This is a genomic window from Paenibacillus sp. JNU01 (assembly GCF_059130585.1).
In genome coordinates, this window is sequence record NZ_CP169723.1 from 5,918,603 (window position 1) to 5,940,125 (window position 21,523).

General features: G+C 46.5%; 26 protein-coding genes. 20 read left to right on the top strand and 6 right to left on the bottom strand.

The features are described from left to right. Positions 1-2: 2 nt before the first annotated feature. From NLBNIHML_RS26005 to NLBNIHML_RS26055, 11 genes are all read left to right on the top strand, one after another. A complete protein-coding gene (locus tag NLBNIHML_RS26005; protein WP_494353153.1) occupies positions 3-941 on the top strand; it encodes an SDR family oxidoreductase in 939 nt (312 codons plus the stop codon). Positions 942-1,001: 60 nt separating this feature from the next. After that, positions 1,002-1,148, top strand: a complete 147-nt coding sequence (locus tag NLBNIHML_RS26010) for a hypothetical protein (RefSeq protein WP_339259969.1) — start codon at positions 1,002-1,004, stop codon at positions 1,146-1,148. 18 nt (positions 1,149-1,166) lie between these two features. Then, the gene (locus NLBNIHML_RS26015; protein ID WP_342572379.1) at positions 1,167-1,748 is read left to right on the top strand and encodes a DJ-1/PfpI family protein; all 582 of its coding nucleotides are present in this window, start codon (positions 1,167-1,169) and stop codon (positions 1,746-1,748) included. After that, a complete protein-coding gene (locus tag NLBNIHML_RS26020) occupies positions 1,745-2,278 on the top strand; it encodes a GNAT family N-acetyltransferase (protein ID WP_494353154.1) in 534 nt (177 codons plus the stop codon). Before NLBNIHML_RS26015 ends, NLBNIHML_RS26020 begins: the two co-directional genes overlap by 4 nt. A 39-nt stretch (positions 2,279-2,317) precedes the next feature. Next, positions 2,318-3,199, top strand: coding sequence for a serine/threonine-protein kinase (locus NLBNIHML_RS26025; RefSeq protein ID WP_494353155.1), 882 nt, complete (start codon positions 2,318-2,320; stop codon positions 3,197-3,199). 92 nt (positions 3,200-3,291) lie between these two features. After that, on the top strand, positions 3,292-3,663 hold the full coding sequence (locus tag NLBNIHML_RS26030; RefSeq protein ID WP_339240764.1) for a hypothetical protein: 372 nt from the start codon (positions 3,292-3,294) through the stop codon (positions 3,661-3,663). Between the two features lie 2 nt (positions 3,664-3,665). After that, positions 3,666-4,385, top strand: a complete 720-nt coding sequence (locus tag NLBNIHML_RS26035) for a GNAT family N-acetyltransferase (RefSeq protein WP_494353156.1) — start codon at positions 3,666-3,668, stop codon at positions 4,383-4,385. Further along, complete coding sequence (locus NLBNIHML_RS26040; RefSeq protein WP_342572383.1) at positions 4,382-4,582, top strand: hypothetical protein; 201 nt, start codon at positions 4,382-4,384, stop codon at positions 4,580-4,582. Before NLBNIHML_RS26035 ends, NLBNIHML_RS26040 begins: the two co-directional genes overlap by 4 nt. A gap of 24 nt (positions 4,583-4,606) precedes the next feature. Beyond that, a complete protein-coding gene (locus NLBNIHML_RS26045; protein ID WP_494353157.1) occupies positions 4,607-4,993 on the top strand; it encodes a hypothetical protein in 387 nt (128 codons plus the stop codon). A 297-nt stretch (positions 4,994-5,290) separates the two neighbouring features. Continuing rightward, positions 5,291-6,073 (top strand): glutamate racemase, encoded by a 783-nt coding sequence (gene murI / locus NLBNIHML_RS26050; RefSeq protein WP_494353158.1) that lies wholly within the window; start codon positions 5,291-5,293, stop codon positions 6,071-6,073. A gap of 24 nt (positions 6,074-6,097) precedes the next feature. Beyond that, entirely contained in the window at positions 6,098-6,649 is a 552-nt protein-coding gene (locus tag NLBNIHML_RS26055) for a histidine phosphatase family protein (RefSeq protein ID WP_494353159.1), read from the top strand. Positions 6,650-6,718: 69 nt separating this feature from the next. Here NLBNIHML_RS26055 and NLBNIHML_RS26060 read toward each other — a convergent pair whose 3' ends face one another. Both NLBNIHML_RS26060 and coaA read right to left on the bottom strand, forming a co-directional pair. Further along, entirely contained in the window at positions 6,719-7,081 is a 363-nt protein-coding gene (locus tag NLBNIHML_RS26060) for a DUF423 domain-containing protein (protein WP_307538348.1), read from the bottom strand. A gap of 66 nt (positions 7,082-7,147) precedes the next feature. Beyond that, entirely contained in the window at positions 7,148-8,077 is a 930-nt protein-coding gene (gene coaA / locus NLBNIHML_RS26065) for a type I pantothenate kinase (protein WP_339259986.1), read from the bottom strand. Between the two features lie 194 nt (positions 8,078-8,271). On the opposite strand from coaA, the gene NLBNIHML_RS26070 reads away from it, so the two are divergent. From NLBNIHML_RS26070 to odhB, 7 genes are all read left to right on the top strand, one after another. Further along, positions 8,272-9,060: a DUF3891 family protein gene (locus NLBNIHML_RS26070; RefSeq protein WP_494353160.1), complete on the top strand. Its 789-nt coding sequence runs from the start codon at positions 8,272-8,274 to the stop codon at positions 9,058-9,060. A gap of 230 nt (positions 9,061-9,290) precedes the next feature. Next, positions 9,291-9,800: an 8-oxo-dGTP diphosphatase gene (locus NLBNIHML_RS26075; protein WP_339240777.1), complete on the top strand. Its 510-nt coding sequence runs from the start codon at positions 9,291-9,293 to the stop codon at positions 9,798-9,800. Between the two features lie 26 nt (positions 9,801-9,826). Beyond that, positions 9,827-10,192, top strand: coding sequence for a YybH family protein (locus NLBNIHML_RS26080; RefSeq protein ID WP_494353161.1), 366 nt, complete (start codon positions 9,827-9,829; stop codon positions 10,190-10,192). Positions 10,193-10,433: 241 nt separating this feature from the next. After that, complete coding sequence (locus NLBNIHML_RS26085; protein ID WP_339240779.1) at positions 10,434-10,931, top strand: GNAT family N-acetyltransferase; 498 nt, start codon at positions 10,434-10,436, stop codon at positions 10,929-10,931. Continuing rightward, on the top strand, positions 10,932-11,366 hold the full coding sequence (locus NLBNIHML_RS26090; protein ID WP_494353162.1) for an NUDIX domain-containing protein: 435 nt from the start codon (positions 10,932-10,934) through the stop codon (positions 11,364-11,366). Between the two features lie 634 nt (positions 11,367-12,000). Then, positions 12,001-14,874 carry a 2-oxoglutarate dehydrogenase E1 component gene (locus NLBNIHML_RS26095; protein WP_339240783.1) on the top strand — a complete coding sequence of 958 codons (2,874 nt, stop codon included), beginning with the start codon at positions 12,001-12,003 and terminating at the stop codon, positions 14,872-14,874. A gap of 5 nt (positions 14,875-14,879) precedes the next feature. Then, the gene (gene odhB, locus NLBNIHML_RS26100; protein ID WP_339259994.1) at positions 14,880-16,151 is read left to right on the top strand and encodes a 2-oxoglutarate dehydrogenase complex dihydrolipoyllysine-residue succinyltransferase; all 1,272 of its coding nucleotides are present in this window, start codon (positions 14,880-14,882) and stop codon (positions 16,149-16,151) included. A 132-nt stretch (positions 16,152-16,283) separates the two neighbouring features. Here the strand turns inward: odhB and NLBNIHML_RS26105 are convergent, their stop codons facing one another. From NLBNIHML_RS26105 to mnmL, 4 genes are all read right to left on the bottom strand, one after another. Then, entirely contained in the window at positions 16,284-17,264 is a 981-nt protein-coding gene (locus NLBNIHML_RS26105) for an alpha/beta fold hydrolase (protein WP_494353163.1), read from the bottom strand. Positions 17,265-17,305: 41 nt separating this feature from the next. Continuing rightward, positions 17,306-18,283 (bottom strand): type I phosphomannose isomerase catalytic subunit, encoded by a 978-nt coding sequence (locus NLBNIHML_RS26110; RefSeq protein ID WP_339240789.1) that lies wholly within the window; start codon positions 18,281-18,283, stop codon positions 17,306-17,308. Between the two features lie 189 nt (positions 18,284-18,472). After that, positions 18,473-19,057: a tRNA 5-(aminomethyl)-2-thiouridylate-methyltransferase MnmM gene (gene mnmM / locus NLBNIHML_RS26115; protein ID WP_342572390.1), complete on the bottom strand. Its 585-nt coding sequence runs from the start codon at positions 19,055-19,057 to the stop codon at positions 18,473-18,475. Further along, positions 19,058-20,011, bottom strand: a complete 954-nt coding sequence (mnmL, locus tag NLBNIHML_RS26120; RefSeq protein ID WP_494353164.1) for a tRNA modification radical SAM protein MnmL/YtqA — start codon at positions 20,009-20,011, stop codon at positions 19,058-19,060. Positions 20,012-20,328: 317 nt separating this feature from the next. Here mnmL and NLBNIHML_RS26125 point away from each other — a divergent pair, with 317 nt between their 5' ends. Both NLBNIHML_RS26125 and trmB read left to right on the top strand, forming a co-directional pair. After that, positions 20,329-20,529, top strand: coding sequence for a hypothetical protein (locus NLBNIHML_RS26125; protein ID WP_036610190.1), 201 nt, complete (start codon positions 20,329-20,331; stop codon positions 20,527-20,529). 152 nt (positions 20,530-20,681) lie between these two features. After that, the gene (gene trmB, locus NLBNIHML_RS26130; protein ID WP_494353165.1) at positions 20,682-21,437 is read left to right on the top strand and encodes a tRNA (guanosine(46)-N7)-methyltransferase TrmB; all 756 of its coding nucleotides are present in this window, start codon (positions 20,682-20,684) and stop codon (positions 21,435-21,437) included. Positions 21,438-21,523 lie beyond the last annotated feature (86 nt).

Below are 21,523 nucleotides of genomic sequence, written 5' to 3' on the forward strand. Positions count from 1 at the left end.
GCATGACAGTGGTGACATACAAGATAGGAGATGGACAGCAACGGATGCAGACAGAGAATGATAGAAATGAAGAAACGAAGGAAAAAAGAATATCAATATCCGGTGCATATGATCCCGTGGCTCTCATTACAGGCACATCCAGTGGCTTCGGTATGTTAACGGCCATTACTCTTGCCAAGCAGGGATACCTTGTTGTTGCCACCATGCGTGACCTGAACCGAAAAGAAGAGTTGGTCAGACTTGCAGGAGAGGCAGGCATAACAGAACGTTTGGTGTATGAGCAGTTGGACGTTACGGATTCTGAATCGGTGCAAGCAGCTATAACCAAAGTCGTTCTGGATTATGGGCGCATCGACATACTGGTGAACAATGCAGGATTTGCGGTTGGCGGGTTCATTGAGGAAGTATCGATGGAGGATTGGCGGCGCCAGATGGATACGAATCTGTTTGGGTTAATCGCTGTGACACGTGCAGTCCAGCCTGTGATGCGTGAACAGAAGCAAGGTCTAATTGTTAACTTGTCCAGTGTCAGCGGGTTGTCCGGTTTTCCGGGTTATGCTCCATATGCTGCCTCCAAATTTGCTGTGGAGGGATTCTCGGAAAGTCTGCGGCATGAGATGTCTTCGTTCGGCGTTCGCGTGGTATTGGTTGAGCCAGGTGCTTATCGTACGCCGATCTGGAATAAAGGTCTGGGTGAGATTCACCGGAGCGAGGACTCTCCGTATAAACATAAGCTGGATGCGGTCCTTCGTTATTCCCAACATGCAAGCGAGACGGCACCTGACCCACAGGAGGTAGCAGATCTGATCGGACGAATTGCACGGATGCGTGCACCAAAGCTTCGATATGCGCTGGGCAAAGGATCGCGTGTGCTGATCATAGGTAAAGCATTGCTACCGTGGAAGTGGCTGGAATGGATCATTGCCCGTGGTTTAAAATAGAGATTATATACTTCAGTATCCATTCACAATTGCGGCTATTTCCTAGAGAGGGGTGGATTCGTGTTTGAAATCATTGTTGTTATTCTGCTTCTTGTGATTGTGGGCTTGCTCTTGCGAATCAACAGCAAGCTGCCGGAACGTGATTGGGTGAAGGAAGCGATGGAACGGGATCGGAATCAAAAACATAACCAGAGTTCTCCAAATTAAAATAAGCGGAGGTTGCCAATGAAAATTGCATTCGTTTTGTTTGATGGACTGACTTTCCTTGATTTTGCTGGGTTTTATGATGTGATCAATCGGTTGAATTTCTTTGAACAAACCAAAGGAACAACATGGGCAACCTGTGCAATAACAGATCAGGTCACGGATGAGTCTGGTTTAACGATGAAGGTGGATCGAGTGAAGCCTGACCTGTCGGAATATGATCTCGTGTTTGTCCCCGGGGGCATGGGAACGCGTAAGCTGCGATACGACGAGGCATTTGTAGGCTGGTTGAAACAAGCGGAGTCTGTTCCTCTGAAGGTATCCGTGTGCACAGGCTCTCTTCTGCTGGGAGCGGCTGGATTTTTGTCTGGTAAAAGAGCGACGACACATCCGTATACCTATGATCTGCTTCAGCCGTACGTTGCTGAGGTTATTCAGAGCCGGATCGTGCGGGATGGAAACGTAATTACAGCCGGTGGAGTAGCCACGTCCATTGATCTGGGAATTTATGTTGTTGGGTTGCTTGCAGGACAGGAAGCGGCAGCAAATGTGAAACTCCAGATCGATTATCCTTATGAAATGGAGGGAGTGGTCGAAGAATGAACGAAAATGGAAAGCAAGAAACCTATATCTTTCGCAATATTAAGCGGGATGAAGCAGATGTATACTGGCCGTTTCGACTGGAAGCATTGAAAACACATCCTGAAGCCTTTGGGGCTTCCTTTGAATTATCCATTCGGATTCCCATGAATGAAGTGCAGGAACGCATACATAACGAGCCCGACGATTATATCCTGGGCGCATATACAACAGAAGGAACACTCGCGGGAATGATGGGTTTCAAGAGAGAATATGGCCTGAAGCTCAGGCACAAAGGCATAATCTGGGGCGTCTATGTTGCTCCGCCATATCGGGGAAACGGTCTGGCATCGCAATTGCTCCAGGAAGTCTTGGAACGGGGAAGATATCTGGAAGGCATCAAGCAAATTAATCTGAGTGTGGTAACGACGAATGAATCAGCCAGACGCTTATACGAGCGATATGGATTTGAAGTGTATGGCATTGAGCGTAAGGCACTGGAGGTCCATGGTCAGGGATATGATGAGGCGCATATGAATTACTTTTATACGTAGCATTCAATATGATGAAGATATCACAGCAGGAGGTGTCCTATGACAGGTCAAGTTGAACTTGAGATCGACGGTATTTCCTTTGTCTTGAAAGAGTCTCACTCATTTGATTGGTTACGGCCCTTGGGTACGGTCTTTCGCGTATTCGATCAGCAGGATTCAGGAAATCTCTCCTTCGGTATCGTGCAAAAGGATGGAAAGAGGTTGTTCGTAAAGTATGCGGGAGCACGTACCATTCATGCGAATCATACGGGAAGTCCCCCGGAAGCCATTCGTAATCTGAAATCATCTGTTTCCGTCTATGAAGATTTGAAGCATGACACGTTGATCCGACTAACGGATCATTTTGCAACGGAGCAAGGGTATGTCTGTGTATTCGATTGGGTGGAGGGGGAGAATCTTCATAACCACTGGAAATTTCCGCCTCCGGCCAAATATGAAGATCCTCGTTCCCCCTACTATCAGTTCAGACAACTTCCGGTGAAGACAAGGATTGGCGCGATGGAGCAGATTCTTGATTTTCATATCGAGGTGGAGCGGAGAGGGTATGTGGCTGTTGATCTGTATGACGGCAGTCTGATCTATGATTTTGACAAGTACGTCATGAAAATTTGTGATATAGACTTGTATCGGAAGGGCTCTTTTACCAATACCATGGGGCGTATGTGGGGATCTTCCCGTTTTATGTCTCCAGAGGAATTCGAGCTGGGTGCACTCATAGATGCGGTTACCAATGTATTCAATATGGGAGCCATGGCATTCGCGCTGCTGGGTGGGGAGAAAGACCATTCATATGATAGATGGGATGCCGGAGAGGCTTTATATCAGGTTGTGATACGTGCAGTCAGCGCAGATCGGTCCCAACGGTATGCATCGATTGCAGAACTCGGTGGGGCATGGAAAGAAGCTGCAATGCAAAGGTAAGGAGCGCGTATACGAATTATTCGCAAATATGCAAAATCCATTCGTATGTGTGTGATAAATACCGTATAATGGAAATTATTAAGGGGGTGCAGATGATGTGCAGATATGCCATGTCAGGACCATACAAAGACATCTATGCATGCTTCAATTGTCGCAAATCATTTAAACAAGTTTCCAGATACGACCTTCGCCCTGAAGTTGTGGAACAACTCGAATATAAATGTCCACAATGTGCTGCGTCTATGGTTAGCATGGGACAGGATTTCCAGGCGCCCAAACAAAATGATAGCAAACAATGGACCAAAGTGATGATTCTGTATCGCCATGGTTATACCTTTCATAATTGTGGATGCGGGGCTGGATATCGGCCGTCAGATTTACGTGAATTACCCGATTTTCTGGATCAGCAGGAAGCAGGTAAAGGCAGTGAAGGCAAACGATTATTGCAAAGGTTAACTTCATAGTTATGGCTCCTACATCGAACCTGTCGTCTATGGAAATGTTGAAGATACAAGCGAGCACGTTATATACAATCAATGAGCAGCAGCGTCTATTAAGCATTAACGAGCCGGGTGGTGGGCAGGCTCCAGCCATATTTATCGGATTGGCTTCTGCCGGTTCACTGATCTATTACCACGAGCAGTTACCGCCGGATCTGATGGATGAATTGAGTAAGGAATGCGAGCTTCCATTGGATATTCCGAAACTGATTCGAAAGGTGCAGACCTTTGAGCCAGTTAACCATGTGTGGATGGGACCAGTCTATGTCTTTCCTGAGTCATCTGACGAATGGAATCGGCAGGTTCAGTTGATTGGTCAGGAGCAGTGTAATTTGCTGGCAGAGCATTTCCCTGAATTAACAGATCTCTTGCATGAAAAATGGCCTGTTTCGGCTTATGTTATTGATGATTCTGCTGTGGCAGTGTGCTGCTCCGCACGGATTTCCGAACATGGGGCGGAAGCAAGTCTCTATACGGCACCTGGTTATAGAGGACATGGGTATGCAGCGGAGACGGTAAAATGCTGGCAGTATCATGTCAAGGAACGTGGACGCATGCCACTCTACAGTACATCTTGGGATAATCTCGCTTCACAGCAAGTTGCCCGTAAATTGGGATTAATTCAGTTCGGTGTAGATTTCAGTATCACAACTGTGGAGTTGAGGAAGGGCTGTGATGTTGGATGATCCGCACTTTCCTACAAAAGGACCTTCAGTATGTCATTGAAGCGCATATCCGAATCTACCGAGATGAGTATAATTATGATGATAGCTTTGCTGAATTTATCACCCATGCGGTGAATTCGTTTGGTTGTTCAGGCAATCACGCGACGGAGATGTTATGGGTTATGGAGTTAGATCAGACAGCTTCCCTGTTGCGTTAACTCGTTGTTGAAAGGAGTGGTCCAGTGAATCGCAGAAGATGGATTCTGGGTTTGTTATCTGGATGTATTGCACTGACGGTAACGGCGTGCTCGACTCAGACGGAAGAACAAGTATTATCATCAACCATCGAAAGCAACCTGCAGCAGATAGTTAGTGACCCTCTCCTGCTGACCAGCAGCAATCCCAATGAATACATTGCTGGTAACCCGGAGGTTTACAAGGACATCTTGCATACGGGTAAGGAAGGACTTCTTCTCCTGTTACAGCAACTCGAATCCAGTCCGGAGAACGGTCTTAAGGAATGGATCATGGCTCAGGCAAGTAGCGAAATGCTTGGAGAGCACAACCCTGTAGAGGCGTGGCATAGTGGCAAGGACTGGCTCAGGCAGTATAAAATAAACGTAGAATAATGGTTCATTATCATCTCTAGTATCTGACTTAGCGGAAATAATGGAGGGGACGGAATCGATTCTGAAGAAGCGATAGCGTTCGCCTTTGTCTCCGAATTTATACATCTATAAGTTTATTCAAGAAGCTTTGGAGACAACAGCGAACAGAAGAACGATCCGTAACCGGGAATGATTCCCGCAAGTCGTCAAGCACTATAGTGTGTGATGAGCCGGAAATACAAACCTCACCTCCAGTCAGCATGAGCAGCATTGAGAGGTTCTTGGAACCCGAAATAATACATTATAGAGGTGAAATCCTTGAATAAGAAAATTGCTTTTTTTGATTCAGGCATCGGTGGTTTGACCGTTTTGCATAAGGCATTACAACAGTTTCCCGAAGAAAAATTCCTGTATTACGCGGATACCTTGCATGTCCCGTATGGAACCAAATCTGCGGATGAGGTGAGAGGACATATTTTTGATTGTGTGGAAGCCATCGTTCAGGAGGATGTCCGAGCAATCGTAATTGCTTGTAATACTGCAACCAGTCTGGCTGTTAAAGATCTGCGCGCCAAGTACGATATCCCGATTATTGGTATGGAGCCTGCGGTGAAACCAGCCGTGGAGATGAATCGTGAGAGTGGGAAGAGAGTGCTTGTATTTGCCACGGCCCTCACCTTGAGCCAAACCAAGTATAACGAACTGGTATCGCGTGTTGATGATCACCACAGTGTGGATTCCATTGCGCTGCCGGAACTTGTGGAATGGTGCGAACAGCTGGATTTTGATCCGGGCAAAATCGCTGATTATTTCCGGCTCAAGCTGGCAGATCTCGATCTTCAGGTGTATGGGACAGTGGTGCTTGGCTGCACTCATTATCCATTCTATACGTCCATTCTGCGCACGGTTCTGTCAGATCATATACAGATTATTGATGGCAGTACAGGCACCGTGAATCATCTGAAGCAGCGGCTTGGATTGGTGGCTCAGCATGGAGACAGAATTGGGGAACAGGTCACTTTCCTCAGTTCAGCAGGCCGACCGGAAGAGCAGGAGAAGATGTACAGGGCACTCCAATATCTTGAGAAGAACTCCATGTAGGTTACACCATAGGAGGTGATCGCTATGCAGTCCATTTATCTTATCCGTCACGCCAAGGCCACAGGGCAGGAACCCCATGCAGAGCTTACAGATGAAGGGGTCAGGCAAGCCGAAAAACTTGCAGATATCTTGGCTGATCAATCCATTACGTATATTGTCTCCAGTCCGTGGAAAAGGGCTGTTCAGACGGCTATGCCGTTGGGCATGGCAACGCTGCAACATATACATACGGATGAACGTCTCCAGGAGAGGGTACTTAGCTCTTTGGATCTGCCTAACTGGATGGATGTACTGAAACGTACATACGATGATGTGGATTTGGTGGAAGAAGGCGGGGAATCTTCCAGAAACGCGGCTGCAAGGGGGCTAGCGCTTCTGGAAGAGTTGTGGAGCAGACCTGAACAGCATGGGGCCGTGGTTACACATGGGAACTTGTTATCACTGCTTATTCGTGAGTATGAACCATCCTTTGGCTATGAAGAGTGGGCTAAACTTTCGAACCCGGATGTGTATGTATTGGAGAGACAACGGCCAGAAGCAGGGCAGCTCACCATTCGCAGAATCTGGACAGATTAAACAGGAAAAGAGTGCTCCAGCGATAGGATATCAGCCAGAACACTCTTTTCGTTTATTCATAGGGGATGCTTATAAGGCGGCAATCATGATCATAACCCATCCAGCCAAAAATGCGACTCCACCAAGTGGCGTAATGGCTCCCAATTTGCGAACACCCGTAACACTCAAAGCGTACAGGCTGCCAGAGAACAGGATGATGCCGGCGAACATCAGCCATCCGGCAAGCATGACGAGTGAAGAGGATTCGAGACGGTCTGCCAGCAGCCCAATCAGGATGATCCCCAGCCCGTGGATGAGGTGATATTGAACACCGGTTTCATAGATTTTGATCATGTCAGCGGATAATTTGCGCTTGAGCGCGTGTGCGCCAAAAGCACCCAAAGCAACAGCCAGGAACATCATAATGCTGCCGAGTATAATCAGGGTTTGCAATGTGTTTTTCTCTCCTTTTAAGGGTAATTAGTTATAACATCAAGGTTTATTTTGCACGAGTGTTGTTTAGAGTTTGCGCAATTGAATCTGCCCAATGGAGTGATCGGCTTCCTTTTTCAGAATCAGTCTGGCACGCCCTTTGGTTGGCAAAATGTTCTCATGCAGGTTTTTGGCATTGATATCCTGCCAGATCTGGTTGGCGGTCCGCACGGTTTCTTCTTCATCAATATTGGCGAATCGTTGATGGAAAAAGGAATCCGTGTCTTGGAATGCCGTATTGCGGAGCAGCTTGAAACGCTCAACGTACCAGTGTCTTATATGCTCTTCTTCTGCGTCAATGTAGATGGAGAAATCGAAGAAATCACTAACCAGCAAAGGCGTTTCTTTTTTGACCTGAAGTACATTAATGCCTTCAATTATGAGAATATCCGGTTGACAGATCTGCACCTCTTCTCCTTGAATGACATCGTAGGCGAGATGAGAATACACTGGTGCTTTCACTTCGGGTTTGCCTGATTTCACATCGCCCATGAACTGAATCAGGGATTTGATATCATAGCTTTCCGGGAATCCCTTACGGTTCATGATGCCTTTCTCTTGCAGCACGGCATTGGGATATAAGAAACCGTCGGTTGTGACAAGGTCAACCTTCGGGCTATTCTTGCCTCGAGCGAGCAGTGCCTGAAGCAAGCGGGCCGCTGTACTTTTGCCCACGGCAACACTTCCCCCGATTCCGATGATGTAGGGGGTGGGGAGCGCTTCTTTTTTCATAAAGGAGGCCGTTAGTCGATTCAGCTCTCGTGAAACTCTTGCATATAGGTCAATAAAGTGGGTAAGAGGCAAATATATATCTTCGACTTCTTGAATCGATACCTCTTCATTCAATCCCTTTAACTGTTCTAATTCGGCTTCCGTCAGTGGAAGAGTGGTCTGATGTTCTTTAAGTTCAGCCCATTCCTTGCGGTTAAACTCGATGTAAGGAGAGTATAAATTCATGAGATCCCGCTTTCTGTATGTAATATAATTGTGGACACAACCTTTAGTGTACCAAATTTCAGGAAACTGACAACACCTTTACATTGTCCGTTTCATAATGCCTTTCGTGAAAATGGAGCGAAAACCAACTTATAGGAAAGTTTAACCCAATTTATGTTAAAGTCAACGTATACCATGCGGAAGGGTGACAGCATATGATCATATATGAGAGAGAGCATGATTTTGTTTTGACCGCACAGCATGAGCATGGATTAGTAGCCGGAGAGATGGCTTCCCACTGGAAGAAAGAATTACTAGCCGACGCTGCACATCGGGATGAATTGATTCTGGCGGCGAAAGAACATGACCGGGGCTGGATTGAGTTGGATGCTGCTCCGTTCTGGAATGATTATAGCCAATCACCATATTCGTTTCGGGATTTTCCTTTGCGTCCGCGTTTTGTATTCTACCATAAAGGGATTGAAGAGGTTTGTCAGAAAAACCTCTACGCCGGATTATTGTGCAGTTTGATGTATACGGAGCTATTTCAGAAGAATCTGGGTGCTAATGCTCAGGATGATGAAGACATCCGAACTTATCTCCAGCAAGAACATGAACGTCAGCTGAATTGGCAGAAAGAGCTTGGCGGTAATGCTGAAGCATTGAAACAGAGGCTGCAAAGCGATGTGGAAATCATGCTTTTCTGCGATCAGCTCAGTTTGTTTCTATGTATGGAGGAACCTGGAACACCTGCTGCGCGTTATGATTTTTTTGCAGAAGGGCTTAGTTGCACGTTTGATGCCTGTTCCAGACAACCGATTCAGGCAGAGTGGTTATCCAATGAAAAAGTAGGCCTGTCTTTTTTTCCGTTTGATGAAGACTTTACGGTCGTTTTGCCTTATAAATCGGTGCCGAAGGCAAGTATCCGCAAATTTGGTATGCAACAGGCTTATCGCCGGGCTGAGTGGAAGGAACGTCGTGTGTTAATTACGGATTTGAACTGAGAACTGGAAACGCCAAGCTAGGGGAATGAGCAACATAGAATATCACAAAACAGGCGGGCTTCTGATGTACAGGGTGTCCGCCTTTCGTATGCATATATATCATCATGGAATGTACTGTGAGATCAGTGAAATTACTAATAAATCAGCGTGGGAATAAAGAAGGAAAACACAGGTTATTCCCAGAAATGTTAGTGTACAGCAGAGAAGTGCATGTTAGCAGGAGGACGAATATGAACACCAGAATAGAGATATTAACGATGTGTATGGTATGGGACAAAGTGAATGATCAGGTGTTATTAATGAATCGGCCGGATCGCAAAGGATTTCCGGGATACATCGCTCCTGGGGGAAAGGTAGACTTTCCGGAGAGCATTGTGGATGGTGCTGTGCGGGAGGTTCTGGAGGAGACGGGTTTAACGGTCAATGAGATTACGTATAAAGGACTCGATGAATTCTGTGATCCCGAACAAGGATTACGTTACATGGTATTCAACTATTTGGCGACTTCATTCGAGGGACAATTATTGCAGAATCCGCCCGAAGGCGAACTGTTATGGGTGCCTATGAAGCGGGTGTCCGAGCTGCCTATGCAGGACTGGTTCGCTGAACGTCTCCCACGATTTTTCCAAAAGGGTACGTTTGAGCGGAGTGTGATCTGGGAGAAGTCATCCGGACGTACGCTGCAAGAGACATTTATGTTGTATAGCGATTCCGCTCTTGAACAGCGTGGGGTTCGATAAAATCAACGTGAAAGGGAGAGAAGATCATGGGATACCAGCATGCCCTAGAAGGATACATTGCAGCGACGAATACACATCAGTTTCATGAAGTGAGCAAATGGTTATCGCCAGATGCCGTATATTGGTTTACAGGAACGTCATGCACTACTCCAGACGTAATCCGGGCTTATTTTGAGAACGCTTGGGAAACAGTCCAGGAAGAAGTCTACAGTGCTGAAGAGGTTAAGTGGATTACGACTAGCAAAGATCAGGCAGTTTGTATTTATACCTACCACTGGAAGGGGATTTATCAGGGAGAGCCGGCTTATGGAAAGGGGCGGGCAACGAATGTGTTTGTTGCTGGGCTTGATGGGGAATGGAAATTAATCCATGAGCATTTAAGCTTGGGTTAGGATAAAATTAATGCCTCATAATGTATCATCCATATCTATATATTTATATCCAAATATTATGGTATAATGAAGGTTACTATTTTTATGGGAGATGACTAGCCCAGGAGAAACAGTGTGTGTTTAATAGATTGAGTAAACTAGTTTGTTGAAGTAAGCATGATATATTTGTAGATTTGCCATACATAGGCTTCTGCAAACAGAACGAGAATGAATATTGTACGATGAAAAGGTGGAGATTGGCATGAAATTGTCGTTCCGGATTTTGGATTGGGAAGAAGAGCGACCATACGAACTTTTATTGATGGCTGATCCTTCAAAAGAAATTGTTGATGAGTACCTGAGTCGGGGTGTTTGTTTTATTGCTGAGTATGAAGGAGAGATGGTTGGAGAGTTCGTATTGCTCAAGACTCGTCCGGAGACTGCCGAGATAGTTAATATTGCCGTACAGGAAGAACTGCAGGGACAAGGTGTAGGCAAACACATGATTAAGGAAGCGATGGAAGCTGCACGCAGATTAGGCTGCCGGATTCTCGAGATTGGAACAGGCAACTCCAGCTTTCATCAATTGAAGTTATACCAACGTTGCGGTTTCCGCATTATCGGGGTTGATCGTGATTTCTTTGTGAGGCACTATGAGGAAGAAATTATAGAGGATGGTATTCGCTGTGTGGATATGATTCGTATGGCCATAGATCTGGATGCTGTTACAGAGGATGAAGACGAAAGGAAGAGTACTTAGGTGAATCGGTATACACATATTGGCGTATATGGCTTGGTCACTTGGGAGCAAAAAATTCTGTTGATTCATAAGGCACGGGGAGCATATCAGGGGCAATGGGATTTACCGGGCGGAAGGCTGGAGTTTGGTGAGCATCCAGAGGCAGCTCTTCATCGTGAGATTGAAGAAGAGACCGGCCTGACCGATCTACAAGTAATGATTTGTTCTGCGGAGTCTAAGGTTGTGGAATGGGTGCATCAAGGTGAGCCGGAAGAGCTGCACCATATCGGGATGCTGTACGATGTTGTTTTGACCGCAGCTTGTCAGCCGGATAAGATCAAAAAAGAACCCGATGGTGAAGATTCGTTAGGCGCGGATTGGTTTACACTGGAGCAGACTGCTGATCTTTCCCTAACGCCGTTTGCAGAGTATATGATTAGTAAAAGAACACCCTGATGCGCATCATTAACTATACTGTTAACTCAAATTGGATATATCCAAAGAAGCTGCTCGGATAATTCACGTCTGGGCCAGCTTTTTTAGTGGGTCTCCTGAAGAAAAAACCAATTATTTGTTGAATGTCATGTCAATTGGTTAATGTTTAACTTGACGGTTTGTTTTTGAACATAATGGACCACAATTCAATTAAGGAGGTAAAATGGGAGATCATATGCCTATTTTGTTATAATTAAGCGTTCGTTGTTCTAACCAAATTGCTCGATGAATTTTGATTCATCTAATTTATGCATCAATTGAGCTAAAAATAGGAAATGCTCCTGAGCGTAAAAGTTTATAGAATAGATATTAGAACACGGACTTCACTTGAAGAAGAGGAGAAAGTGTAACCTTCGAACGGATCAGGACAGTATTCGACATCTGTGCGACGGTATATACAATCATTGTTCTACTTTGATTTTGAAAACGCAGACAAACCTTGACGGGAGCGTCGGACTAACGTTACTACCACCAACAGCACGATTATTGGACTTCATGAAAAATTTCGCTTAAAATGTTGAACGAACGCAAATTACGGCTTAGTCAATGATTTCCGTCAAAAACTTATGACTAAATCAAGACGGAGGGAACGTCGATGACGATCGTGGAAGGCAACAAGAAGCCCTGGGAAAGTTACTATGGCCCCAATATGGGATACGTACAGGAACAATATGAATTATTTGCTCAAGACCCTGGTTCGGTTACACCGGCCTATCGTGAACTATTTGAACAATGGGGTGCACCGCCAATGTCTGGCAAGGATGCACGCACAACCTCGAATTCCGGCAACGCCCAATCGGCTTCCGGAAGCGTGGACATTCAATTATTACAGAAAGCGGTTACAGCAGGTAAGCTGGTATGGAATATCCGTACGTATGGTCATCTTGCTGCAGACATAGACCCGCTTGGAATCAGTGAAGATACAGATACATCTTTGCTGGAACCTCAGCATTTTGAATTAAACGAAGAAGATCTGAAAGCTTTGCCTGCTTCCCTGATCTGGGAAGGTGCAGATGGGCAGACCGCAACCGGTTGGGATGCAATCCAACGCTTGCGTCAGATTTACACTGGACCCATGGCCTATGAATTCAGTCATGTGCACGAAGTTCAAGAACGTGAATGGTTGAATCGCCGTGCGGAATCCCGGACTTCACCAGCTCCACTTACGCCGAAAGAACGTAAGGCTTTGCTGGAACGTTTGGTTGAAGTTGAGCAATTTGAAGACTATCTTCACAAAACATTTGTTGGACAGAAACGTTTCTCTATCGAAGGTAACGATGTGCTTGTACCGATGCTGGACGAAGCTGTCCGTATCATGGCAGAAGCCGGATCAAGCCACATTCTGATGGGTATGGCCCACCGTGGACGGTTAAACGTACTTGCCCATGTATTAGGCAAACCGTACAGCAAAATTTTCTCTGAATTCCATCATGCTCCGAACAAAGACCTGGTTCCATCGGAAGGTTCGACTGGAATCAACTACGGTTGGACGGGGGATGTCAAATATCATATGGGTGCCAACCGTTTTGTAAAAGACGGGGAAACTGTGCAGGCCCGCCTTACTCTGGCGAATAACCCGAGCCATCTGGAATACGTCAATCCGGTTGTACAGGGTTTTGCACGTGCGGCTCAGGATGACCGTCGTGACCCTGGATATCCGAAACAGGATGTAACGAAGGCAGCTACCATTTTGATGCACGGTGATGCCGCATTCCCTGGAGAAGGGATCGTTGCGGAGACACTTAACTTCAAAGCTCTGCCAGGATATCAGAATGGTGGGACCATCCATATTATCGTTAACAATCGTCTGGGTTTCACTACAGATAGCGGTGATTCCCGTTCAACATACTACGCAAGTGACCTTGCTAAAGGGTACGAAATTCCGATTGTTCACGTGAATGCGGACAATCCAGAAGCTTGTATTGCAGCCATTCGTATGGCAGCAGAGTATCGCAATCGTTTCAAAAAGGATTTCCTGATCGACTTGATCGGTTACCGTCGTTACGGCCATAATGAAACTGATGATCCCGAAACGACTCAACCTATCGTTTATGACAAGGTGAAAAACCATCCAACGGTAAGCCACCTGTATCAGGATCTATTGAAGCAGGAATCCGTTATCGATGATGCGTCCATTACGAGCATTCGCGATGGAGTAACGAACAAATTAAAAGAAGCTTATGACCAGATGAAGAAAAATGAAGTACATGAATATTACCAACGGAAAATCAGTGAGCCGGAAGCAGTTACAATTACGCCTACTGCCGTACCATTGGAGAATCTGCGCAGCATTAATGCGGACCTGCTGAAATGGCCTGAGAACTTCAATGTGTATCCGAAGCTACAGCGCATTTTGCAACGCCGGAGCACTTCCCTGAACGAAGGGGAAAAAGTGGATTGGAGCCTTGCGGAGACACTCGCATTTGCAACCATTCTCGCTGATGGCAAACCAATTCGGATTAGTGGACAGGATGCCGAGCGCGCTACATTCGCTCATCGGAATCTGGTACTGCATGATTCGGAGAACGGAGCCAAGTTCTGTCCGTTGCATCACTTGCCACAGGCAAGAGCATCCTTTGCCATCTATAACAGTCCGTTGTCTGAAGAATCCGTTGTTGGATTCGAATACGGATATAACGTATATTCACCAGATACACTGGTCATCTGGGAAGCTCAATTCGGGGATTTTGCCAACTGTGCACAGGTTATTTTTGACCAGTTTGTATCCGCAGGTCGTGCCAAGTGGTCTCAAAAATCCAGTCTGGTGATGTTGCTTCCACATGCGAATGAAGGTCAGGGACCTGAGCATACAAGTGCTCGTCTGGAACGCTTCCTTCAGTTGTGTGCAGAAGACAACATGACGGTTGCCAACTTGTCGAGTGCTTCCCAGTACTTCCACTTGTTGCGTCGTCAAGCTTCGTTGACTGAAACGGAAGATGCCCGTCCACTTGTGATGATGTCACCGAAAAGTCTCATCCGGAATCCGCGTGTTGCATCACCGGCAGTGGAATTCAGTGAAGGCAAATTCGAACTTGTGCTTGAGCAAGCTGGGCTGGGTACGCAGCCGGATCGTGTGGAGCGCATTATTCTGTGCAGTGGCAAGATTGCCATTGACCTGGAAGATGCTTTTGAAAAAGATAAAGCAGATTGGTCATGGCTTCACATTATTCGAGTGGAACAGCTGTATCCGTTCCCGGCAGAAGAGATCAAACGTATCCTCGCACGTTTCAGTAATGTAAAAGAACTGGTATGGGTACAGGAAGAAAACAAAAATATGGGCGCCTGGACTTACATGGAGCCTCGTCTTCGCGAAGTTGCTCCGGAAGGCACAACCGTTAGATACGAAGGTCGCCCGGAACACGCAAGTCCTTCCAGCGGTTATCAGCTTGTGCATAGTATGGAACAGCAACAGATTATTACATCTGCGTTGAAACAAACGACGAAGAATAATATTCCACTGGGGAGGTAATAGCTGTGAGTGAAATTAAAGTACCTGCAATGGGTGAGTCAATAACTGAGGGAACTGTATCCAGATGGATGGTTAAAGAAGGGGAAACCGTTAATCAGGGTGATGTGCTTCTTGAACTGGAAACGGATAAAGTAAATATCGAGATCAGCGCAGAAGAAAGCGGTGTGCTGGAGAAGATCATTCGTCAGGAAGGAGAGACGGTAGAGATCGGTGAAACGATCGGTACACTCTCAGCTGGCTCTGGAGGAGGAAGCGGTGCACCCGCTTCCGAACCGGCAGCGGCAGAAGAGAAAAAGGCCGCTACTCCTGCACCTGAAGCACCAACACCAACAGCACCTGTTGCGGCGGCACCGGAATCATCCGACAGCGCCAAAACGGCTTCACCGTCCGCTCGCAAGCTTGCACGTGAACGTGGTATCGAGTTGGATCAGGTTCAGAGCAAAGATCCAATTGGACGGGTATACCAGGACGACGTGAAGAGCCATAACAATCAGGCACCTGCTCCGGCAGCTCCACCTGCCAATAAAGCTCCTGCGGCACCAAGTGCTCCGGCAGCTGGAAGTTCCACGTATACCAAACCAGTGGAGCGTCAGCGGATGTCTCGCCGTCGTGCGACCATTGCCAAACGTCTGGTAGAGGCTCAGCAGACTGCAGCCATGTTGACTACGTTTAATGAAGTGGATATGACTGCCATCATGGATGTACGTAAACGCCGTAAGGACAAGTTCAAAGAGAAACATGAGATTAACCTCGGGTTCATGTCATTCTTCACCAAAGCAGTTGTGGGAGCTCTGAAAAAATTCCCTACAATTAACGCAGAGATTGATGGCGAAGATGTTGTACTCAAAAAGTATTATGACATCGGCATTGCCGTATCTGCGAAAGAAGGACTGGTTGTACCGGTTGTGCGTGATGCCGATCGTCTGGGCTTTGCCGAGATTGAGAAGAGCATTGCGGACCTGGCATCCAAAGCTCGTTCCAACACACTGGCGTTATCTGATCTGCAAGGTGGAACGTTCACCATCACGAATGGTGGAACATTCGGTTCCTTGTTATCTACGCCAATTCTGAATACACCACAAGTGGGTATTCTGGGGATGCATAAGATCCAGCTTCGTCCAGTGGCGATTGATGCAGAGCGGATGGAAAACCGTCCAATGATGTACATCGCGTTGTCTTACGATCACCGAATTATCGACGGCAGTGAAGCTGTACGTTTCCTTGTGACCGTGAAAGAACTGCTTGAAGACCCGGAATCACTGTTGATTGAAGGTTAATCCATAACGTTTGATCAAGGCTATTATTCATATCGCTTAACAAGAAACCCCTGAATTGGAGCGCAGCGTGAGCTGTACATCCGATTCAGGGGTTTCTTTAGCTATTGATAATATTGTATTGTTCCGGCTCTATTATATAGAGTCAGCTGTTTCAGTAAGGCTCACAGGCCTATCGTGTGTATTCGAGCTAGGGGTATTCCGCTCTAGCCAGTCTACAACATGCTGAGCCACTTCTGTTCGGTTGATCTCATGCAGCATTTCGTGGCGTCCACCCGGATACAGGCGATACTCAATATTCTCCAGTTGAAGCTTCTTGTACTGGGAGACCAGATTAAGAACACCTTTGCCATGAAGTCCAACGGGGTCCTTTTCACCTGAGAACAGATATACGGGTTTGTGTTTAGGTATGCGCTCCATATTGTGTGGAAGATGGACTTCGAGCAGCAATTTGAAGAAGTCGCGGAAAAAGCCTGCTGTACAGACTGCCCCGCACAGGGGATCATCAATGAATCGCTGAACCTCTTGTGCGTCCCGGGACAACCAATCAAACGGTGTCGTTGCAGGGCGGAAAGAGCGGTTAAATCCACCAAATACAATCGCGTTGAGCAGCATGCTGGGATGAGTATCCCCCTGAATGCCGCATTGCAAGAAGGCCAGCTTCTCTCCAAACCGTAGCAGACCGCGTCTACCATTCGTCCCGGATAGAATAAAGGCATGGTACTGCTCATCACCAGCGTACATGAGATGTTGTACCAAGAATGAACCCATGCTATGTCCCATTAGAAACAAGGGCACCCCAGGATTCTCCTTGGCGGCTACCTCGCCGAGATTAATCATATCACTTGCCATCCAGCGGAAGGCATCGACACCAGCATTACCGAGTAGCTTGGCATTCTCCACAGTTTTGCCATGACCCCGATGGTCATTGGCATAGACCGCATAGCCATTTTCAGTAAGAACGCTGGCAAATTCCGCGTATCTGGCGGCCGTCTCGCCCATGCCATGTGCAATTTGCACTACACCCTTAACGTCGCGTTCCGGATCGGGAAGCCAGCGGTACACATGAATACGGGTACCTTCACTAGCAACCAAGGCAAAGGTAGATTCCTGCATCTCGTGTAATTCCTCCTTCACAGGTTACATATGAGCTTGATTTATGGCAGATAAGAGCGAAGAACAGTAGTATTCCCGTTTAAAGTATAAGAACCCAGATTGGCTGGCAAGAGATAACACTGTCCAGCTTTCAATTCAATGCTGTCTGATTCAGCATGTGCCCACTCCAAAGTGCCTTCTCCTTCACAGACAACGAGAATCGTGAAGCTGTCAGGATTTGTGGAGAGTTCCCAACGTTCAGTTACAACCCCTTTTTCCACCACAAAATAAGGACATTCCGCAAGCTTGAGCCATTCACCAGGAGTAGCGTTATTGGTTTTCATTGTTGAAGCACCTGCGCCCTCATAGGCGGTGACATTCAATGAGTCTTCAACATGCAACTCACGTGGTTTGCCATCCAGTCCAGGACGATTGTAATCGTAAATCCGGTAAGTTGTATCCGAGTTTTGCTGAATCTCAGCGACAACGACACCTGCACAGAGCGCATGTACGGTTCCGGCAGGGATAAAGAACGTATCACCAGCTTCTACAGGTACCTGACGAAGGGTATCCATCACCGTGCCATTTTCCAATGCCTCTTTCAATGTTGCCCGATCCACGCCTTCATTCAGGCCGTAGATGATGTGCGCGCCCGGTTTTGCGTCAAGTACATACCACATTTCTGTTTTGCCAAGCTCGCCAGGAGGAAGTGCCTCATACTCGTCTGTGGGATGAACCTGAACGGACAGGTCATCGTTGCAGTCAAGCAGCTTAATCAGAAGGGGGAAACGACCGCCTTTTTCGGAAACGCCTTTGGTTCCAAGCCATTCGGTGCCCAGTTGTTCACGAACTTCATCCAGACCCTTGCCAGCTAGTGCTCCATTTAATACCTTGGTTGTACCGTTTGGATGATCGGCTATCATCCAGCCTTCTCCGATATGTCCTTCAGGGGGCGTAAGGCCGAATTGCTCCAGCGCACGACCGCCCCACACACGTTCTTTGAATTCAGGTTGGAATTGTAATGGGTATGGCGTAGACATCAGTAATCTCTCCTCTAGTATATGAAATGGTGGATCGCTTTAATCAGTCATGGGCATGCAATCGCCATGAACAAACAAGTGAATACGTTTGCATATGTAGATTTAGAACACAGATCGCAGGAAGGAGAAGCCGTTAACAGCTCACCTTGCGATTGTGTCTAGTTTATTGTATTTGGTGAACAAAGGAAATTATTTTTTCTCAATTCCGATCAGAAAAGGAGAAGTTTCTCGCTGTAATTGGCGATACAGCACAACCTGTGCCTGTCCTACCGGCAGGGAAGAGGACCACTCCAACACGGCTGATGCTTCCTGTGCGCCTCCGTCATGACCAGGGTAGAGCACAACTGTAATAATGCCGCGAGGACGTAATAAAGCGAGTGCGGCCTCGAGTGCAGCAATTGTACTGTCAGTCTTGGTTATGATGGAGGAATCTGCATTTTCCGAAGGCAGATACCCCAGATTAAACATGACTGCGCCAACCGCACCAAGCCATGACTCCGGCACGGCTTCTGCCATTCGATCATGACTTAGTTGAAGCATGGAGATGGAGCCAAGCTTGGCTTCGTCGTTTTGTTTTCGAATCCGGGCCTGTGCAAGCGTAAGGGCTTCATTTTGAATATCGAATCCAATGACTTGACCACGTTTGCCTACTTGTTGTGCCAAAAATAGTGTGTCTGCTCCTGTACCAACCGTTGCATCTATGGCCAGATCACCTGGCTGCAGACGGGAAGCAATCCACTGATGAGCACAGCTGAGAACCGAAAGAAAGCCCATCTATGCTCGCCTCCAATACTTACCCTGCCATGAATCCCGCTCTCGCAGCTCACGATCAATGGAGTTCAATACTTCCCATTTGTTCATGGACCACATTGGTCCAATCAGCAGATCACGCGGTGCGTCGCCTGTAAGGCGGTGTACGATCATTTCTGGCGGGAGCATCTCCAATGTATCTACGATCAGCTTGATATACTCGTCCTGATCGAGAAAACGTAAAAGACCGGCTTCGTATTGCTTCACCATTGGTGTTTTACGCATCAGATGTAATAGGTGAATCTTGATGCCCTGTACATCCATATTGGCTACTGCCCGTCCTGTGTCCAGCATCATCTCATGCGTTTCTTGAGGCAGACCGTATATGATATGTGTGCACACACGTATATTTCGTTTGCGCAGTTTCTCAACCGCTTCTTCGTAACACTTCGTGTCGTGCGCCCGATTAATCAATGTTGATGTGGAATCGTGGATCGTTTGAAGCCCCATCTCAACCCACAAGTATGTGCGCTCGTTCAGTTCAGCCAAATAATCAACAACGTCATCTGGCAAACAATCCGGGCGCGTGGCGATGGACAGACCAACAACACCTGGTTGCTCTAAAATTTCTTCAAAATATTCGCGAAGCTCCTCAACCGGAGCATATGTGTTCGTATAGGCTTGGAAGTAACCAATATAATGGGCTGTAGGCCACTTGAGGTGCTGTTTACCTCGAATTGTATTGAATTGGGTGACCAGATCTTCACGTCTGCTGCCAGCAAAATCGCCTGATCCGCGCGCACTGCAGAAGGTACAACCACCTTTGGCAATGGAACCGTCACGGTTGGGACAGGTGAATCCAGCATCCAGCATCACTTTGAAAACTTTATTGTTGAATTGATCTCGCATCTCATAATTCCAGGTATGGAATCGTTTATCTCCCCACAGGAGAGGGGACTGTAATGCAGGTGCATTCATCTTCAAGGTACTCCTTTGGCTGTCTAATTACAGTAATCATACGTGAACAAAAGAAGAAGCGCTATGCGATTTCCGTCATAGACGATGGATAGCGATTATAGGTGTCTTCATGAACTTTTATCATTGTATCAAAAAACTAAAAAAAAAGGGAACCAAAACGCAAAATAGGCCGTAAAATCAAGGTTTTCTCCTTGCTATAGTTTACACCTTATGTTATATTTAAATCAGCGTCAGACACCATCTAATGGGTACTATTCATCATAGCATTTGAATCAATGTTGACGTCATGGACCATACTATACCGTGAGGTGATATGAATGAATTCCCAAGTAAAAAACAATGAATTGAATCATGTGTCTGTTGAATTGACGGCAGAAGAAGCACTGGCTTTAACGGGTGTTCGTTTTAATGGAAATCCGAAAGTGAAAGCGGCTGCAAGACAAAAAGTTCGCGATGCTTTCGAAAAGACATTTGATTTTTCACACCAAGATAAGGTAGACTATGAACTACTAAAGTAGTTGGACCCCAATTCCAAATAAATCGAAGAGGGAATCTTTGAGATTTGCCCAAAGTGGCAGATCCGAAGATTCCCTTTTCATTGCTCTTTACAATTTGCGAGTTCTTCGGCAAAATAAGTCTGAGACAAGTATGGGACAAACGGAGGAATAAAATGCGTTTACGTGGCAGAAAAGGGATAAGAGAAAATCTGGAGCAACAAGTTGATCTTGTTGTACTGGACCCCAAGCAACATAAAGGAAAATGGTCTGAACTGTTTGGCAATGACCATCCGATCTTCGTGGAATTTGGTATGGGTAAAGGTCAATTTATCAGCCAAATGAGTTATAAATATCCGGAATTTAATTTCATCGGTATTGATATGTATGATGAACTGGTGCGTCGTGCCAGTGAGAAAGCTCGGAATGCGTGGAGCCAGGCAGATGTGGAGACACCTCCGAACCTGAAGCTTGCGCTGGCAAACATTGAACAGATCGAGGAAGTTTTTGAACCGGAAGAACTGGAACGCATTTATTTGAACTTCAGCGATCCGTGGCCAAAAGCAAAGCATGCACGTCGCCGGTTGACGCACCCGCGCTTCCTGAAGAAATACACGGAATTGCTTAATGCAAAAGGACAGATTCATTTCAAAACCGATTCGGAGACGCTGTTTGATTTCTCACTCAACGCCATTGCCGACTTTGGTCTGCAAATGACGAATCTGTCTTTGAACCTGCATCGCGATGGACTTAACGAAGAACATGTGATGACCGAGTATGAGCAGAAATTCATGGGCAAAGGCATGAACATTCACCGGGTTGAAGTGATTGTGGGTGAAGAGGCACTGCGTGAGTATCAGCAGACACGTCTGGACAAGTATAAAGTTCGCGAAGCGACAGATGAGTCTGGTGAAGGTCAGGAACAGGAATAAAATCGAAATCTAACTTAAACTCATTAAAGAAGAGCGACACATGAGGGGAATGGTTCATTCTCATAGGTCGCTCTTTTTGGCGTTGT

Coding starts and splice junctions, on each gene's coding strand:
- NLBNIHML_RS26005 (WP_494353153.1), top strand. CDS start 3: ATGACAGTGGTGACATACAAGATAGGAGATGGACAGCAACGGATGCAG.
- NLBNIHML_RS26015 (WP_342572379.1), top strand. CDS start 1,167: ATGAAAATTGCATTCGTTTTGTTTGATGGACTGACTTTCCTTGATTTT.
- NLBNIHML_RS26020 (WP_494353154.1), top strand. CDS start 1,745: ATGAACGAAAATGGAAAGCAAGAAACCTATATCTTTCGCAATATTAAG.
- NLBNIHML_RS26025 (WP_494353155.1), top strand. CDS start 2,318: ATGACAGGTCAAGTTGAACTTGAGATCGACGGTATTTCCTTTGTCTTG.
- NLBNIHML_RS26030 (WP_339240764.1), top strand. CDS start 3,292: ATGATGTGCAGATATGCCATGTCAGGACCATACAAAGACATCTATGCA.
- NLBNIHML_RS26035 (WP_494353156.1), top strand. CDS start 3,666: ATGGCTCCTACATCGAACCTGTCGTCTATGGAAATGTTGAAGATACAA.
- NLBNIHML_RS26040 (WP_342572383.1), top strand. CDS start 4,382: ATGATCCGCACTTTCCTACAAAAGGACCTTCAGTATGTCATTGAAGCG.
- NLBNIHML_RS26055 (WP_494353159.1), top strand. CDS start 6,098: ATGCAGTCCATTTATCTTATCCGTCACGCCAAGGCCACAGGGCAGGAA.
- coaA (WP_339259986.1), bottom strand. CDS start 8,077: ATGAATTTATACTCTCCTTACATCGAGTTTAACCGCAAGGAATGGGCT.
- NLBNIHML_RS26070 (WP_494353160.1), top strand. CDS start 8,272: ATGATCATATATGAGAGAGAGCATGATTTTGTTTTGACCGCACAGCAT.
- NLBNIHML_RS26075 (WP_339240777.1), top strand. CDS start 9,291: ATGAACACCAGAATAGAGATATTAACGATGTGTATGGTATGGGACAAA.
- NLBNIHML_RS26080 (WP_494353161.1), top strand. CDS start 9,827: ATGGGATACCAGCATGCCCTAGAAGGATACATTGCAGCGACGAATACA.
- NLBNIHML_RS26085 (WP_339240779.1), top strand. CDS start 10,434: ATGAAATTGTCGTTCCGGATTTTGGATTGGGAAGAAGAGCGACCATAC.
- NLBNIHML_RS26095 (WP_339240783.1), top strand. CDS start 12,001: ATGACGATCGTGGAAGGCAACAAGAAGCCCTGGGAAAGTTACTATGGC.
- NLBNIHML_RS26105 (WP_494353163.1), bottom strand. CDS start 17,264: ATGCAGGAATCTACCTTTGCCTTGGTTGCTAGTGAAGGTACCCGTATT.
- NLBNIHML_RS26110 (WP_339240789.1), bottom strand. CDS start 18,283: ATGTCTACGCCATACCCATTACAATTCCAACCTGAATTCAAAGAACGT.
- mnmM (WP_342572390.1), bottom strand. CDS start 19,057: ATGGGCTTTCTTTCGGTTCTCAGCTGTGCTCATCAGTGGATTGCTTCC.
- mnmL (WP_494353164.1), bottom strand. CDS start 20,011: ATGAATGCACCTGCATTACAGTCCCCTCTCCTGTGGGGAGATAAACGA.
- NLBNIHML_RS26125 (WP_036610190.1), top strand. CDS start 20,329: ATGAATTCCCAAGTAAAAAACAATGAATTGAATCATGTGTCTGTTGAA.
- trmB (WP_494353165.1), top strand. CDS start 20,682: ATGCGTTTACGTGGCAGAAAAGGGATAAGAGAAAATCTGGAGCAACAA.